Annotated in this window: 7 protein-coding genes and 1 pseudogene; 2 read left to right on the top strand and 6 right to left on the bottom strand. The window is 45.4% G+C overall.

Annotated features, from left to right (window positions below; all coding sequences use genetic code 11):
* Nucleotides 1-5: 5 nt before the first annotated feature.
* From AR442_RS03450 to AR442_RS03430, 5 genes are all read right to left on the bottom strand, one after another.
* Nucleotides 6-686: a response regulator gene (locus AR442_RS03450; RefSeq protein ID WP_007408483.1), complete on the bottom strand. Its 681-nt coding sequence runs from the start codon at nucleotides 684-686 to the stop codon at nucleotides 6-8.
* Nucleotides 683-2,287 carry a sensor histidine kinase gene (locus tag AR442_RS03445; protein ID WP_014417172.1) on the bottom strand — a complete coding sequence of 535 codons (1,605 nt, stop codon included), beginning with the start codon at nucleotides 2,285-2,287 and terminating at the stop codon, nucleotides 683-685. Before AR442_RS03445 ends, AR442_RS03450 begins: the two co-directional genes overlap by 4 nt.
* A gap of 240 nt (nucleotides 2,288-2,527) precedes the next feature.
* A complete protein-coding gene (locus AR442_RS20600; RefSeq protein ID WP_021493886.1) occupies nucleotides 2,528-3,181 on the bottom strand; it encodes a class A sortase in 654 nt (217 codons plus the stop codon).
* A 107-nt stretch (nucleotides 3,182-3,288) separates the two neighbouring features.
* Nucleotides 3,289-8,916: a SpaA isopeptide-forming pilin-related protein gene (locus AR442_RS03435; protein WP_053285229.1), complete on the bottom strand. Its 5,628-nt coding sequence runs from the start codon at nucleotides 8,914-8,916 to the stop codon at nucleotides 3,289-3,291.
* Nucleotides 8,917-9,095: 179 nt separating this feature from the next.
* Complete coding sequence (locus AR442_RS03430) at nucleotides 9,096-10,172, bottom strand: response regulator (protein ID WP_022552745.1); 1,077 nt, start codon at nucleotides 10,170-10,172, stop codon at nucleotides 9,096-9,098.
* A 232-nt stretch (nucleotides 10,173-10,404) separates the two neighbouring features.
* Here AR442_RS03430 and AR442_RS20835 point away from each other — a divergent pair.
* Both AR442_RS20835 and AR442_RS20830 read left to right on the top strand, forming a co-directional pair.
* Nucleotides 10,405-12,288 (top strand): annotated as a pseudogene (locus AR442_RS20835) (sensor histidine kinase); the annotation flags it as partial.
* 72 nt (nucleotides 12,289-12,360) lie between these two features.
* Nucleotides 12,361-13,440, top strand: coding sequence for a sensor histidine kinase (locus AR442_RS20830; RefSeq protein ID WP_254912363.1), 1,080 nt, complete (start codon nucleotides 12,361-12,363; stop codon nucleotides 13,438-13,440).
* A 151-nt stretch (nucleotides 13,441-13,591) separates the two neighbouring features.
* Here AR442_RS20830 and AR442_RS03420 read toward each other — a convergent pair.
* Nucleotides 13,592-15,307, bottom strand: a 1,716-nt coding sequence (locus AR442_RS03420) for an exosporium glycoprotein BclB-related protein (RefSeq protein WP_275575599.1), incomplete at its 5' end; no start/stop codon positions are given.

Genomic DNA, 15,307 nt, shown 5'->3' with positions numbered 1-15,307 from the left:
ATCCCTTATTCATGTGCTAAATAATATTTCCGTTCCGGCCTGCCGATAATGCCGTACTCTAATTCAGCGAGCGCTTCTTCCTGAGAAACGAGAAACTCGGCGTAGCGCCGCGCCGTTGTTCTGGAGGCGCCCATTTTTTCGCCCAGTTCTTCAGCCGTCATCCCTTTTTGGGCTGCTCTGAGCGCGTTTTTGATTTTTTGAAGTGTAATTGAATTAATCCCGGTCGGCAGATCATTGAGCTGTTTTTGTTCTTTCTGACCGCTTCCGAAAAACATGTCGATAACGGACTGGCTCAGCTCCGGCTGTGAGTGCAGCCATTCTCTTTTTTCACGGTACTGCAAAAGCACTTCTGTAAATTTATGTGCCGACACCGGCTTTATGACATAGTGGGAAACGCCTGACCTAAGCGCTTCCTGCAGCAGTCTTGTTTCGGCAGAAGCCGTAATAATGATGATATCAACGGAAGGAAAACGGCCGCGGATGAGGGGAAGCAGATCTGTCCCCAGCTCATCAGGCATATAAATATCCAAAAGCAGCAGATCAGGCTGCCGTTTCTCAAGCAGCGATATGGTGTCTTTGGCATTGATTGCTTTGCCGATGACATTGAATCCATCAAGATGTTCGATAAATTTTTCGTGAATTTGCGCTATTCGAAAGTCGTCCTCTGCAATCGCGATGTTAATCACACCGATTCCCCCTTTGACCTTTCTTTCGGTATAAACACCGTAAATACGGCACCGCCGCTCTTTTGCTGCGAAATCTCTATCGATCCCTGCAATTCACTGACGGCTTCTTTCAGATTGGCTAAGCCGTATCCTCTCCTCGTCCCCTTTGAAGAGTAGCCCTTTTCAAATATCGTTTCTGTTTTTTCCTGAGGCACGCCGTCTCCTGAATCCGCCACTTCGATGACGATATCCCTGCCGATATCGGTCATAAAAAAGGCGACCTCTTTTTTCTCTTTTTCGGCGACGGCTTCGAAAGCGTTATCAATAAGATTTCCGATGATCGTAATGAGCTGGGATGAACCCACATGCTCCGGCAGCGATTCTAAAAAGCTGTTTTCATCTATTGAAAGCTTCACTTTCTTCTCAGACGCCTTTCCCATTTTTCCTAATAGTATGGCCTGAACCCGCTGTGAATGAATGTTTTGAAAGAGGATTTCGTGCTGTTCATTCTGGATGGCGTACTCTTCTTTTATCAGTTCAATGGCTTCATTATATTCTCCCAGCTCTAACAGACCGAGGATCGCGTAAAGCTTATTCGAGAATTCATGCGTTTGCGCCCGGAGATCCTCCGAGTATTTTTTCATTTCAGTCAGCTTGTTAATGAGTTTCTTGAGCTCCGTTTTTTCGCGGAAGCTGATCACCGCTCCGTATACTTGTCCGGTCTGCTTCATTTCTTTCACGTTTAAGATAAATACTTTATCTCCGGCACGGACCTCCACGTTCGGCGGTAATTCTCCCCCTGCCAACACCGGCATAAGATTTGCGCCCGGCATGATTTCTTTTATATGCCTTCCGATCATCGGTGCCGGAAGATTCAGCATATCAGCCGCAGATAAATTCATCATGGTTACCGCGCCTTCTTTGTTTACGGCGATAATCCCTTCTTTCATCGCAAGGAGCATCGCATTGCGCTCCCGGTACAGCGCTGCAATTTCATGCGGTTCAAGGCCGAGTGTATCTTTACGGATGCTTTTTGCGAGCGCCGCCGCTCCCCCGATGCCGATAAGAAACACTAAACATGCAAAATAGCCTAAATGCCGCAGATGCGCTTTCATATCTTTTTCTATCTCATCTTGTAAAAACTCGACTGTCACCGTTCCGACAACTTCGTTATGATTTTTTTCCTCCAGAATAACCGGGGCGCTTCCACGGACCGCCGTCATTCCGTCGGAAACCGGAGACCCGCCGAACATGACGGTTTTGTTTTGCAGATTTTGATTTTCTTTCGGAATGCTGCTGCGGGCCGAATGAAATGCAACATGCCCTTTTTGATCAGTAATGTAGACGGCGTGCGCGCCTGCCTGTTCTTTCATTTGTTCAATGACGTCTAACTTTGTAAAAGCTTCTTGATCCGCAAGCCGGAATGCCTCTTTTACAGGAGGCATGTATGAAATGGTTTTTGCCGTTTGCACCGCCAGCTGTTCAGCCTGCTTCTGGCCTTCCTTTAATTGCTGAAAGGCAAATATAACAGTGAGCGTTCCGATGACAAGTATTAATAATGCCGTGATTAATCCGGCGATTTTCATTTGCAGAGAGACATAAAACCGCTTCGCTTCCAACACAGCACCAGCCGTCCTTTCCTCCTAAAATCATACCACTTTTTAAATCTTTGTTTCTCATTTTTGAGAATTTTCGTGATCTTTTTCTCTTGTCATTTCTTTCAAAAAGTGCAGTCTGGTATAATTTCCCTTAAGAGAGATAAGAAGGATGAACTTTTTATAATCGCTGCGCAAAAAAGACTGACAGAAGCCAGTCTCGGGATGTTTAACAACGGACGTATATTCAGTTGACAAAGTGTTTCTCTATGATGGCCGAGATACATTTGAATGACCGGAAATATCAATCAATTTTCCTTTGACGGCCAGGCGCCCTTCGGTTCTTACCGCTTTGTCGCATGTGATTAATGTAATCTCTTTATCTTTTGTCTCCTGAATTGCGTTTGCTTCTATTTCTGAAATCATGGTTTTTGATGTTACAGAATAAATATAGTCTTTTCTAAAGTCGGTCATCACGATTTTCGCGCCTTTTTTTATGTGTAAAAGAGGGCCGAACAATAGGTTCTCCTGCTTCAGATGGTGGCCTGCCAACGGGTAGTTTCCCTCGCCCATTTTCTGATCCGGACGCATAGTTGCCGCGCCGATCAGCAGGTTTTCATTGGTTGTGCCTTTTAAAATCGGAAGGTCTAAATCGATGCTGCTGATGGTTATCCGTCCGATTATCGGTTTTGGTTTGCGATTAAAACTTGACTGAACTGTTTCCCTGAAACCGGGCGGATGAATGGATTCAAAATCATAGTCCGCTTTTTTCATGTTATTTTTCCGCGCTTGTTCTGCGGTCAATTCCGATTCAATTTGGCTTTTACTGAGGTACGCGATCAAACAGCCTTTCATGAGAGGAGAGGAAATGAGAAGCAGCCCGGACAAAATAAGAACGGCAATGATCATTTTTTTAACCATGAAGAAAATTCCTTTCTTGTACGCCATGCGGTGAGTATTTGGTGAGAAATGATTCTCTTTTTAAAAAAGCACCTGATCGATTCTTACATGATCAGGTGCGATAACGTCTATCTATTCCTTGCTTTCTTCTTTCTTGATACGACAGCCGCGGCTCCGCCGGCTAATAGCAGCAGAATACCGGCCGTGACCGGCATCATACCGTCCGTATCACCGGTTTTCGGCAGGTTTTTTCCTGTATCCGAGTGATTGGTTTTACCATTGGTATCAGGGTGATGCCCGCCTTGATTCGTTTGATGATTCGGTGTGTCTTTCCCAGGTGCGGGATTTTTTAATTTCTTATTAGAAACGACGACCTCAACGGCTTTTGACTGTCCTTTTTCAATTGTGAATTCAATTGGTTTTTCGTTCAGCTGATAACCGTCAGGCGCTTTTGTTTCGATAAATTGATACTGCCCGGGCGCTAATCCTTTCACCGTAAACCGGCCCTTTTGATCCGTCTTCCATACCGCCGGCCGTTCTTTGCTGCCGCCGGTGTTTACCGGATGTCCGGAAGAATCCGTGATCTTGAATTCAGCACCTTCCAGCACCTTATTTTTATCGTCATGATCCACTTTTGTCAGTGTGACATCACCAGGCGTCAGTGTATTCTCCGCACTGATTTCGACTGGTTTTATGTCGGTATTTGTGATCTTGAATGATATTGGCGTTTGATCCAAACTGTAAAGTTCAGGCGCTTTTGTTTCGATAAATTGATATTCGCCCGCTTTCAGTCCCCGTACAATAATTTGTCCGTGCTCATCTGTCGTCAGACCCTCTGTCAGTACTTTGCCGTTTGCATCTGTCAGATTAAACTTCGCACCTTGCAGGACTTTCCGTTTGTCACCTTGATCCAATTTTGTGAGAACAACGCTGTTCTTGATGTTAACTGCAGTCAGGGCAGCCTGATTCGGTTTTCCGCTGTTCTCAGCCTTAATCGTAAACGGCACAGGGGTTGTTGACAGCAGATAACCATCCGGCGCTTTTGTTTCAACAAATTGATAGTTTCCGGGCGCCAAACCGCCGGCGTCAATTTTGCCGCCTTCTTTTGTCATCAGATCGTCTCTTACGGTTTTTCCATCACTGTCAATGATTTTAAATACTGCACCGTCTAAAACGTTTCCGTCTTGATCCTTCTTGATCAGCTGGACAGAGCCTTGATAGTTGACAAAGGTGCCGGCGTCAGACGGCTTCGGCTTTCCTTCCGCCGATTCTGAGATGGTAAACTCTTTTTTCTCCGTATTTAACACATAACCGTCGGGCGCTTTTGTTTCGATGAAGGCGTAATGACCCGGTGCAAGGCCGGATGTTTCTACTTTTCCGTCTTTATTGGAAACCAGATCTTCCTGAACCGTGTTTCCATCACTGTCGACGATTTTGAAAACTGCGCCTTCTAGGTTCCGGCCGTCTGCATCTTCCTTCGTCAGCTGGACAGAGCCTTTATAGTTGACGGCCGTTCCTGCGTCAGTTGACTCCGGCTTTCCTTCCGCTGTTTCTGAGATGGTAAACTCCACTTTCTCCGTATTTAACACATAACCGTCAGGCGCTTTCGTTTCGATGAAGGCGTAATGACCGGGTGCAAGGCCGGATGTTTCTATTTTTCCGTCCTTTTCTGAAACCAGATCTTCCTGAACCGTTTTACCATCACTGTCGATGATTTTGAAAACTGCGCCTTCAAGATTCCGGCCGTCTGCATCTTTCTTCGTTAAAGCGGCTTTTCCTTTATAATTCACCATTGATCCCAATTCAACATCAGGTACTTGATTCTTTTCGTTCTTTGCGATTGAGAAGTGAATGGCTTTTGTGTTTACGATAAACCCTGACGGGGCTTTCGTCTCCATCAGCCGATAGTATCCGGCGGGCAAACCGTTGATCTCAACTTTCCCATTTTTATCGCTTTCAATATTATTTTTTATCAGAGTATAGGTGCCGTCGCTTGATTTTTTCTCAAGCTTAAATACAGCACCGGCCAAAGGATTATTGTTTTCGTCTTTTTTGATAAGCGTCACCTTATTTTTTTGATTTATGACTTTATAGAGTGCTCCTGCTGCGGAGGATTTGCCGTCAATCGTAACGGAGACCCCGTTTACATAAGCGTCGCTGATGGTGTAGCCGTCCGGAGCTTTTATTTCTTTCAGTACATAGGTTCCGTAACGGATATTCCCAAACACAAGTTTACCGGCATCGTCTGTTGTGCCCGTACGCAGCAGCTGCTTGCCGTCTTTAGACCATAATTGAAAGCCGGCTCCTGAAAGAGATGTTCCGTCTGATCCTGTTTTAGATATCGTCAGGCTTCCCTTCTCTCCTGATCCTGAGCCGCCGCCGCTTGAAATGGCGACAAACACTGAGCTGTTGTTCTCTTGGGTCTGCTCCTCAACATTTGTCCCTGATATCGACACTTTGTTGCTGACCTGACCGCTGCTGCCGGAAATATTAATGAGAGAACGATATTGTATGACATACGCGCGGTCGATTTGTTTATAGCTGCCGGTAAAGGTGAGGACAAATGATTGTTCACCGGTGGCATTGTCAGTTTTTATATCTAGTTTATAGTCCTTATCTTTTTCAAGCTTCACATCACCCGGAATAAGATTTCCGCTGCTGTCTTTCATAACGCCGTTCTCATTATATTTTGCTTGATATACTTTAAAAGAATCCTCATCTATTATTTGATTCTCATCCGGGGTGTCTTTGACTTTTACGTCATCCAGTGTCGATTGGCTGGCATTGACATTAATGTTCCAATCGATATTGTTTCCGTTCTGCTTGCCGCCTTTCGAAATCAGGTTTCCTCCGTTTGCGATGGAAACTGAACCCGTCAGCGTTCGGTCTGCATGGTCATTATTAAAGTACTCTGCTTTGTTTGTGTATTGATTCTGTTTGATGACCTGGCCTTTTAATGACGTTTTAAATTCAATCAGGTATGGTAAAGCGTCATCAGTTTTGAGACGTACGATTAACGTATTTTTGTTGCCGTCTGACGGCTCTTCTATTTCATATTTTGAAGAATCCAGCGACTCTCCTTCAGTGATGGAGCCGTTTTTGCTGATGGTATACGTTTTAACAGCAACCGACCCATGCAAAAATTGCTGACCATCTGTGATCGTATCTTTTATATAAGGATTTTTTGAAGGTTCGCCATTGTAATTGATGCCGACTTTCCATGTGATTTCTTTTGAAACGGCGTTGTATGAGCCGTTTTTGAATCCGTTATGGGACGTCTGATTGTTCGGTGTGAAGCCGCTCGATTCCTTATTTGTGCGTTTGCCGCCGTTTTTATCCGTCCATGTCGACTCCGCCGTATTCTTAATCGTTTCATTTGAAAAGTCAGCGTTGAATTTTGTCGTATACGTGATCTTAAACTGACTGTTTGTTTCTGCATAATCCCCGATCAATGCTATTGTAAAGCCTTGATTTCCGGGTTTTTTTGTTAATGTATAGTCTGTTCCTTCTTTCAGCGTTTTGTTATCAGTCGTGTCTTGCATGTGAAATGAATCGTCAATGAGCGCCAGGCCTCCGCTGGTGAATTGATCATCCAGCGTCCAGTCTTTCATTGTGTAACCGTTTTTGTTAACTGTGATTGTCCAATCAACCGTCTTCTTCTCATAGTCTGCATTTGAATAATGTTTGATCAGATTCTGCTGAATGGCGGTTCCCGGAGTTTCCTTTGATTCCCCTGTATCTGTCATTGCTGTGTTGGTGTATTTGACAGGACTGTCAATAATGACCCCATCGTTGACTTGAGATTGATAAATGATCTTATATGCTCCTGTGACAGTTTGCTTGAATTTTATGTCAAAGCCGTTCCCGTTATCAGTCAGCGTATAATCCTCACCCTCTTTTAATGGGGCGCCCTCTTGTTCGCTGCCGTTCTGGCTGAATGTAATCGGAAGGACTTTCAATGAACCGGGAACAAGATGCAGATCGTCTGATCCGAACGTATCCTTGATGCCGGCTTTGGATTGATCAATCTTTTTCTCACCGTAGTTGTACATAACAGCCCAGCTGAACGTTTGGGATTCTCCTTTATAACCTGTCGAAGATTTTTCTATCATTTTTCCGTAACCCGCTGTTACGGAAGCTTCCGCAGAAATCGGCTCCGCATTGTCTCCGCTGAATGCCGCCTTGTTTGTCAGCGTGATCTTTCCGCCTTTACCCGGCTTTGCCTCATCTTTAATTTCCGTGTCATATATGAGCCGGCAGGCTGAATCGATCGTCCCGGCGAAGGTGACATTACCGTTTTCGCCAACGGTATAACCTGAAGTTATCTCATTTCCCTGACTCACCGAACCGTCAATATTCACATCGAGTTCATACACTTTCACAGAGCGGAAAGTCAATTCGTCCGGAAGGCTTTCAGTCAATTTCGCATGTTTAACTTCTTCTTCTTTTTTATTAAGATCAACCGTCCACGTTACCTTTCCGGGATTAATACCTTTATCCAATGACCCTGATTTCTCAATGGTTTTATTGACATTCGGTTTAAAATAAACCGTTACATCCGGCGTATCAGAGTTAACCGGAAACTTAATCTTTTGTGTGGTTGATCCTTTTATTTCTTTCTGATTGAATTGGGTGTTTACATACAATGACCCCTTGACGTTAGTGTCTTCTTTTACCTCGCCGTTAAACGTCATGATGACATGGCCGCTCGTATTAATGGAAAAAGTTCCGTACGTACTATCGCCGTTGGTCAATGGCTGGTTCGTAATGTCATTATGCATGATAAATTCTTTAGGCAGATCAAATTCATATCGATCACCGTCGTTTATTGTTTTCCCCAGCTCATTCGGAATCGCCCATTGAATGGTGATATTTGCCGGAGAGTTCGTATTCGCACGGTTGTTTTTGTCATATGGTTTTCCTTTTTCATCCGTCAATTTCACATCAGTTAAAATATTTTGCGTAATCCGGCTTCCGCCTGATTGAAGGCTTTTAGCGGCAGATTTGCTTGTAATCACCATTTTTGATTGACTGCGTTTAGCAGAAGGTTTTGATTTCGTTGTCTGTTCTGCTTTATCACCGCCGTCCGCAGATGCTGACTTTTTCTCTGTCTTTTCCTGAGGTTCAGCAGGTGTTGAAGAAGTGTTTTTTTCCGTATCAGAAACCGTTGTTTCGTCTTTCTTCACAGGGATTAACACCTGCTGGGTCTTGCCGGCATCCAGTTGAAAAAGAGCTTTTGCCATTTTCGTCTCATCTGTTATGTCGGGAGTAAACTTCGCCGACAGTGTAATGACGCCTTTGGCATTCCCGGCATCCGCTTCAGCATCGTTCACTTTCACTTCCAGCGTGCTGCTTTTTGCTTCAGCTTTATATATACCGATCACCCGATCAGCTGATGTCAGCTCACCTTCGGCATCGTTATCTAATGTAAAACTTTCCGGAATCTTTATGGTGATATTCCGGTCACTTGCATCTTCCTTGTGTTTTAGTGACCATTCGTATGTCAGTGTCACTTTATCTCCCGATGCTAAAGCGGGCTCACTCCCTTTTGACCCGTCAACGGTCTGCTGTCTGTCGTCTTTGACTGCAACTGAATCAAAAAACCCGTTCTCGCTTTGTTCTGATCCGGAAGCGGCTGCAATCGGAGTAAAGCTGACAACCTGGCTGAAGATGAAAAACAGCGTGAAGCATGAAATCAATGCCGCCCTCAGCCTTTTGCTTTTTTTCGGGCTGAACGAAAATTTCCTCACTCCCAAGTCTTATTCCTCCCCTTTTATATAGACTTACGTTCGAACAAGCCGGTAAGCATGGGATTCTCCTTATCCGAACCAAACTACATTGTATGAAATCGGCCTATACAAATTCTGTACATGGGATCATTTCAGAAATAACGCACAAAAAAAGACCGGCATCAGCCGGTCCGGTCATTCAATCGTCAATTGATTTTATCCTTCAATTGTTTATAGCGTTCGTATTCCTTTATCGCCTCTTCTACCTTTCCCAGTTTATTAAATAACTGCAGTTTGTATTGTATAATTTTATCGTCACCGGGCTCTATTTTCTCGACCTGCAGGCAAATGTCCATCGCTTGATGATCGTTCTTCTCTTGGATGAGAAAACCAATCAGTTCGTACGCTTTGCTGAGCCACAGATGGGCAAGACGCGCTTTTTCCGGCTCTGCCCACAGATAGCCATTCTCCATGAGATAATGGTTCTCATATGACATGACAATGTCCATATGCCGGGTTAGTGCAGCTGCGCTGAGCGGAGGAGCCTCTTTTAATGTTTTTTCCCATTCAACTGTATCAACCTTTACCCCGGAAAGCCGGAGAATGTATCCTATATCGGTATTTTCTATTGATTGGCTGAAGGGCAGCTGAACGATTAATTTCCGTATCTGATATATTGTCGAGTAGAGCTGGGTGCTTGCTTTTGATACATCATAAGCAGGCCAAAACATTTCCATCAGCATGTCTTTACTGACCGTGCGCCCTTGATTAAGAAGTAAAAATGCATACAGTTCACGGGCTTTGGATGTTCTCCACTTGACTGTTATGTATGTTTTGACACCATTTACCGATTGATAAAAGTCCAGGTTCCCAAAACATTGTATAACATAATCCGTCCCGGTATTCTCGTCTGCCGACCTGAGTTTTTTATTCATTCGTATTCGCTCAACAGTTGTCAGCAGCCGGGCATGGTCAACCGGTTTTAAAAGATAATCGACAGCATTTAATTCGAACGCTTTGATCGCGAATTCATTATAAGCGGTGATAAAAATAACTTGAATATGTTCATTGAGCTCCTGAATCGATTCAGCTAGCTCAATACCGTTTATCCCGGGCATTTCAATGTCAAGAAACACCGCATCAGCTGCTGAAAGCTCCGAATGCTCCAGAACTTCCGCCGGATCTTGAAACGTTATAATAGATTGAAAGGCGTTTGTCCGCTCAAGCATACGATTAAAATGAAGCAATGCCAGTTCCTCATCATCCACAATTAACGCTTTCAAACCGCATCCCACCCGTCAATATAGATATCTGAAAATAATTTCAATTATACCATGTCCAACGCCCTATATAGTTGGATTCTTTTTCTTTCTCTTGTTGTATTATAAAGTTTGTGATTACAATATTTGTACATTAAATAGGATAATAGAATGCCCCTGAATGGGATAAAGGAGTAATGATGTGAAAGAAAAATTCATTTCGATTTCGATTATTTGCGGCTATGCTGCCTTCTTTATGATTTTTATGGCCATGGATCATTTTTCAGGATCATCCCTCCCTCAAGCGGAACAGGGAGTGATCAATCTGGAAAAGTGGGATTTTCAAAAGGATGGAAATGTCCAGCTGAACGGGAAATGGATTCTATATCCAAATCAGATGCTGTCACCGCAGGCGCTTCATTCAGCAAAAGGAAAAAATCCCGTACTCGTTGATGTCCCTGTCAATGTGAAGCTGTTCGGAAAAACGGCCGATGTGGATTACGGGACGTACAAACTGACAATCCGATCAAATGAAGACAATCAGGTTTTGGGGATCAGCACATCTTTTATCTACAGTTCAAACCGCCTTTATCTTAATGGAAAAGTAATCGGACAGAGCGGCATTCCTTCAGAAAAAGTTGATTTTAAGGCGCAGAACAAACCGTACAGCAGCTTTTTCACGCTTCGCAAGGGTGACAATGAACTTGTCCTGCATTTTTCGAATTTCGGAAAAGTTCCCGGCTGGGGGATCGCAAAACCGATAACGTTTGGGACTCAAGAACAAATTATACGCGAGAATCAAATTTCCTTTTTCAATGATTCCATTATGATTACGGCTTTTTTCATTACCGGTTTATATTTTCTCGGCTTTTTTCTGCAACGGACAAAGGATAAACATTTATTGTTCTTTTCCGTGATGTGTCTGCTTTTTTCAGCCATTATTCTTATGATCGGGAAAGAACGAATTATCTTTCTCCTCTTTCCGTCTATTTCATTTTCATTGCTGAATTCTTTGCGTATCATCTCAACCGTGCTTGTCAGCATGGCGGTTTTTCTTTATCTCTTTTACGCATACAGAGAAATTGTTTCAAAAACGACGATCACCATTTTAACCGCTTTATCCGGGGTCATCTTGATCACTGATTTTATGTCCGGAAGTTTCATTGACCACCTCTCATACATTTTACATTCTGTGCTTGCCGTTACGACCCTGTTTTATATTACATATATTTTTACGATTGCCGCCATAAGAAAAATAAAAGGAAGCACGTACCTTACACTCGCATCCGTTTCGATGAGCGCTTTTGTGATTCTTACGACCATTTCAGCTTACAGCGGCAAAACGGCTTTTTCTTTTAATTCGATCTATTCATTGCCGACAGTTATTGCTTTATTGGCGGTGGTTCTTCTGATGGCGCAGCAATTCGCCGGAGCTTTCCGGGACAATGAAGTCCTCTCACGGAAATTAGTCAAAATCGACCAACTGAAAGATGAATTTATCGCCAAAACTTCACACGAATTCAAGACGCCGCTGAACAGCATTATTAATATATGCCAAACCCTTGTAGCCGGCAGAAAAAAGAAGACGATAGAGGAAGAGAAAGAAAATATGCAGCTGATCATCCGTATGGGCTACAGACTTTCTGATCTCGTAAATGATATTCTTGATTTGGAAAAAATGAAGCAGGGTATGCTGCAGATTCGTCCGGTTCCCGTCGATGTGCATGCCGTCATATGCAGTGAGATGAACTTCTACCGGCTTTTATCCAAACATAAAAAACTTGCCATTCTTAATCATGTGCCGGACGATCTCCCTTTGGTGCTTGCAGATGAAAACCGTTTCCGGCAAATCTTAACCAATCTTGTTGAAAACGCAATCAAGTACACATCCGAGGGGAACATTATTCTTTCTGCTGAAAGCCTGAATGACAAAATGATTCAAATCACGGTGGCCGATACCGGCAGCGGCATTCCTGAGGCTGATCTTGAAACCATTTTTGATTCTTTTCAGCAAGCGGAAGGGACGGAAGAAGATGGAACGGGTTTAGGTTTAAGTATTGTGAAACAGCTCGTCAAGCTCCAAAACGGGGACATCTGGGCGGAGTCAGCGGCGGCGCAAGGATCAGCCTTTCATTTTACGTTACCCGCCGCTCAAATTGATTCTTTACCGGAAGCAAAGACCGAACTTCCTAAATCACAGCCCGGACAGAGAATGTCGGATATTTCGCTGGTCACGCCTTATCACTCAGAAAAAATCGATGCTCCGACGATTCTGATCGTCGACGATAACATCGAGAGTTTGAAAATTTTAACGGATATGCTGGAAGGTGTTCCTTATAACGTAATCGCAGTAAAAAGCGGAAAAGAGGCGCTTCAAGCTGTCTCTTCCTCGAAGCTTGACTTGGTCATATTAGACTTGATGATGCCCGACATGACGGGTTTTGAAGTCTGCACAATCATCCGCGAAAGATTCAGCATGGTCGATCTGCCGGTTCTTATCGTTACGGCAGCCATTATCAGCCATGACAAATACAAGGCGTTTCATGCCGGAGCAAACGACATTTTACAAAAGCCTTATCATTACTCTGAATTCACCGCGCGTATTAAAAATTTAATTTTGATGAAGCATACGGCTCACCAAGCCACAAATTTGGAAATGGCTTTTCTTCAGTCGCAAATTAAGCCTCATTTTCTTTACAATGTATTAAATACGATCATCGCGCTCAGCCATTTGGATATTGAAAAAGCCCGGGAAACGACTGCTGCATTTACAAACTATTTAAGGATGAGTTTTGATTTTCAAAACACTTCGGACATCAGCTCATTCAGAAACGAACTTTCTATCATTACGTCATATCTTTCTATAGAAAAAACACGCTTCGGCAAACGGCTTGATATCTCTTTTGATATTGAACAGGACATTGACTTCCCCCTTCCGCCTTTAATGATACAGCCATTGGTGGAAAACGCCGTTCATCACGGGATCAGTAAGAAAAGAGGCGGCGGACGGATAAAGCTGACAGCGAAAAAACAAGGCGAAAACACGTATTTAATCAAAGTGGAGGATAATGGAACCGGCATCATGCCGGACATACAGGAAGATATTTTGTCTTCTGATGTTAATCGCCGTGTCGGCTTGAAAAATATCAATCGGCGGCTGAAGCATTTTTGCGGAAGTGAATTGACGATCACCAGCACCCCGGATGAGGGCACCGCTGTTTCGATGATGATCCACACTCCCGGCACAACGGATGATTCGAACTCACTAAAAACGTCTTCATTAAGATACTGATTAACTTCAGAAGGCTTGTAAATACTTCTGCCGGCTGTCGGGAAATTCCCGTCAGCCTTTATTTACCCAAAAAGTAAAAACAAAAAAGCTTGAAGAAAAAGTGATATCTTCTCCAAGCTTAGATGATCCGCACCAGTCTGGCCGTTTTCACTTAAGAAATCGTAACTCCCGCGCTTGCATATCCCGCCACTGTATTAATAAGCGAAAGGCCGGTCGCAGTGGCGGAGAATACCATTAACAGCCGGGTTTGAGGAGTTACCGCAATGTTCAGCCCTGTCGTGATTCCGTTGCTGATGCTGCCGATTGACAATATGCCGGTGAGGGGAGGAGCTAAAGTGACGGATGCTCCGGGGATCGGCGTGAACGTATTGTTCGGCACTGTGGAACTGTATAATTGTGCGGTTATCGTAACAGTCGAGCCGACAAGCGACAATGCTGCGGTTGTACTGAAATAGGCGGCAATTGATGTAATGGTTCCGCTTCTCGGAGCAGAAAAAGCAAAGTTCAGCAGAGTCCCTCCGGCCCCGGTAAGATCAATTGCACCTCCCCCTCCGACATTGACGCCCGTCACAGAATTGCCGAACCCGACAAGGCTCACCGTTCCGATTAATCCGCCGGCAATGGTCGTCACGGCAGTGGGAAGACCTGAAGCATAAGGAATGATCGCGCCTGCTCCGGTTGCTCCGGTTATCCCCGTGGCGCCGGTTACTCCGGTTACTCCGGTAGCACCTGTTACTCCGGTCGCTCCGGTTACTCCGGTGGCGCCTGTTACTCCGGGGGCTCCAGTATCTCCGGTTACTCCCGTTACCCCGGTTGCTCCGGTTACACCGGTCGAGCCCGTTACTCCGGTTGCTCCTGTTGCCCCAGTTGCCCCCATTACCCCGGTGACGCCGGTTAATCCAGTTGCTCCGGTTATCCCCGTGGCTCCGGTTGCTCCGGTTACTCCGGTCGCTCCGGTTACTCCAGTGGCTCCCGTTATCCCTGTTACTCCGGTGGCCCCTGTTACTCCGGTTACCCCGGTTACTCCAGTTGATCCCGTTACTCCGGTGGCTCCTGTTACTCCAGTATCCCCGGTTACACCGGTAGCACCTGTTACTCCGGTTACTCCAGTGGCTCCCGTTGCCCCAGTCGCTCCAGTATCTCCGGTTACTCCCGTTACCCCGGTTGCTCCAGTTGATCCCGTTACCCCGGTTGCTCCAGTTGATCCCGTTATTCCGGTCGCTCCGGTTACTCCGGTTACTCCCGTGGCTCCCGTTATCCCGGTTGCTCCAGTATCTCCGGTTACTCCCGTTACTCCGGTCGAGCCTGTTACTCCGGTTGCGCCTGTTACTCCGGTCGCTCCAGTATCCCCGGTTACTCCCGTTACTCCGGTTTCTCCGATTAGTCCAGTGGCTCCCGTTACTCCCGTGGCGCCGGTTGCTCCGGTTAGTCCAGTAGCTCCGGTGGCTCCCGTTACTCCGGTTGGGCCGGTGAGCCCGGTGGCTCCCGTTACTCCAGTATCCCCGGTTACACCGGTAGCACCTGTTACTCCGGTCGCTCCAGTATCCCCGGTTGCTCCGGTTACTCCGGTCGCTCCGGTTACTCCAGTGGCTCCCGTTATCCCGGTGGCTCCGATTTCTCCCGTGGCTCCCGTTATCCCAGTTGCGCCTGTTACTCCGGTCGAGCCTGTTACTCCCGTCGCTCCAGTATTCCCGGTTACTCCCGTTACTCCGGTTTCCCCGGTTTCTCCGGTTATTCCGGTTGCTCCCGTTACTCCCGTGGCGCCGGTTGCTCCAGTCGCGCCGGGATCTCCAGTGGCGCCGGTTACTCCTGTTGATCCGGTTACTCCTGTTGCTCCTGTTACTCCCGTTGCTCCTGTTGCTCCTGT

Source organism: Bacillus velezensis (assembly GCF_001461825.1).
GTDB lineage: Bacteria > Bacillota > Bacilli > Bacillales > Bacillaceae > Bacillus > Bacillus velezensis.
Note: the sequence above shows the minus strand (reverse complement) of the source record. Positions and strands in the feature narration are given on the sequence as shown.

Excerpts from the sequence above, each read along its gene's own strand:
- AR442_RS20600 (WP_021493886.1), bottom strand. The coding sequence starts at position 3,181 with ATGGTTAAAAAAATGATCATTGCCGTTCTTATTTTGTCCGGGCTGCTT.
- AR442_RS20830 (WP_254912363.1), top strand. The coding sequence starts at position 12,361 with ATGTCGGATATTTCGCTGGTCACGCCTTATCACTCAGAAAAAATCGAT.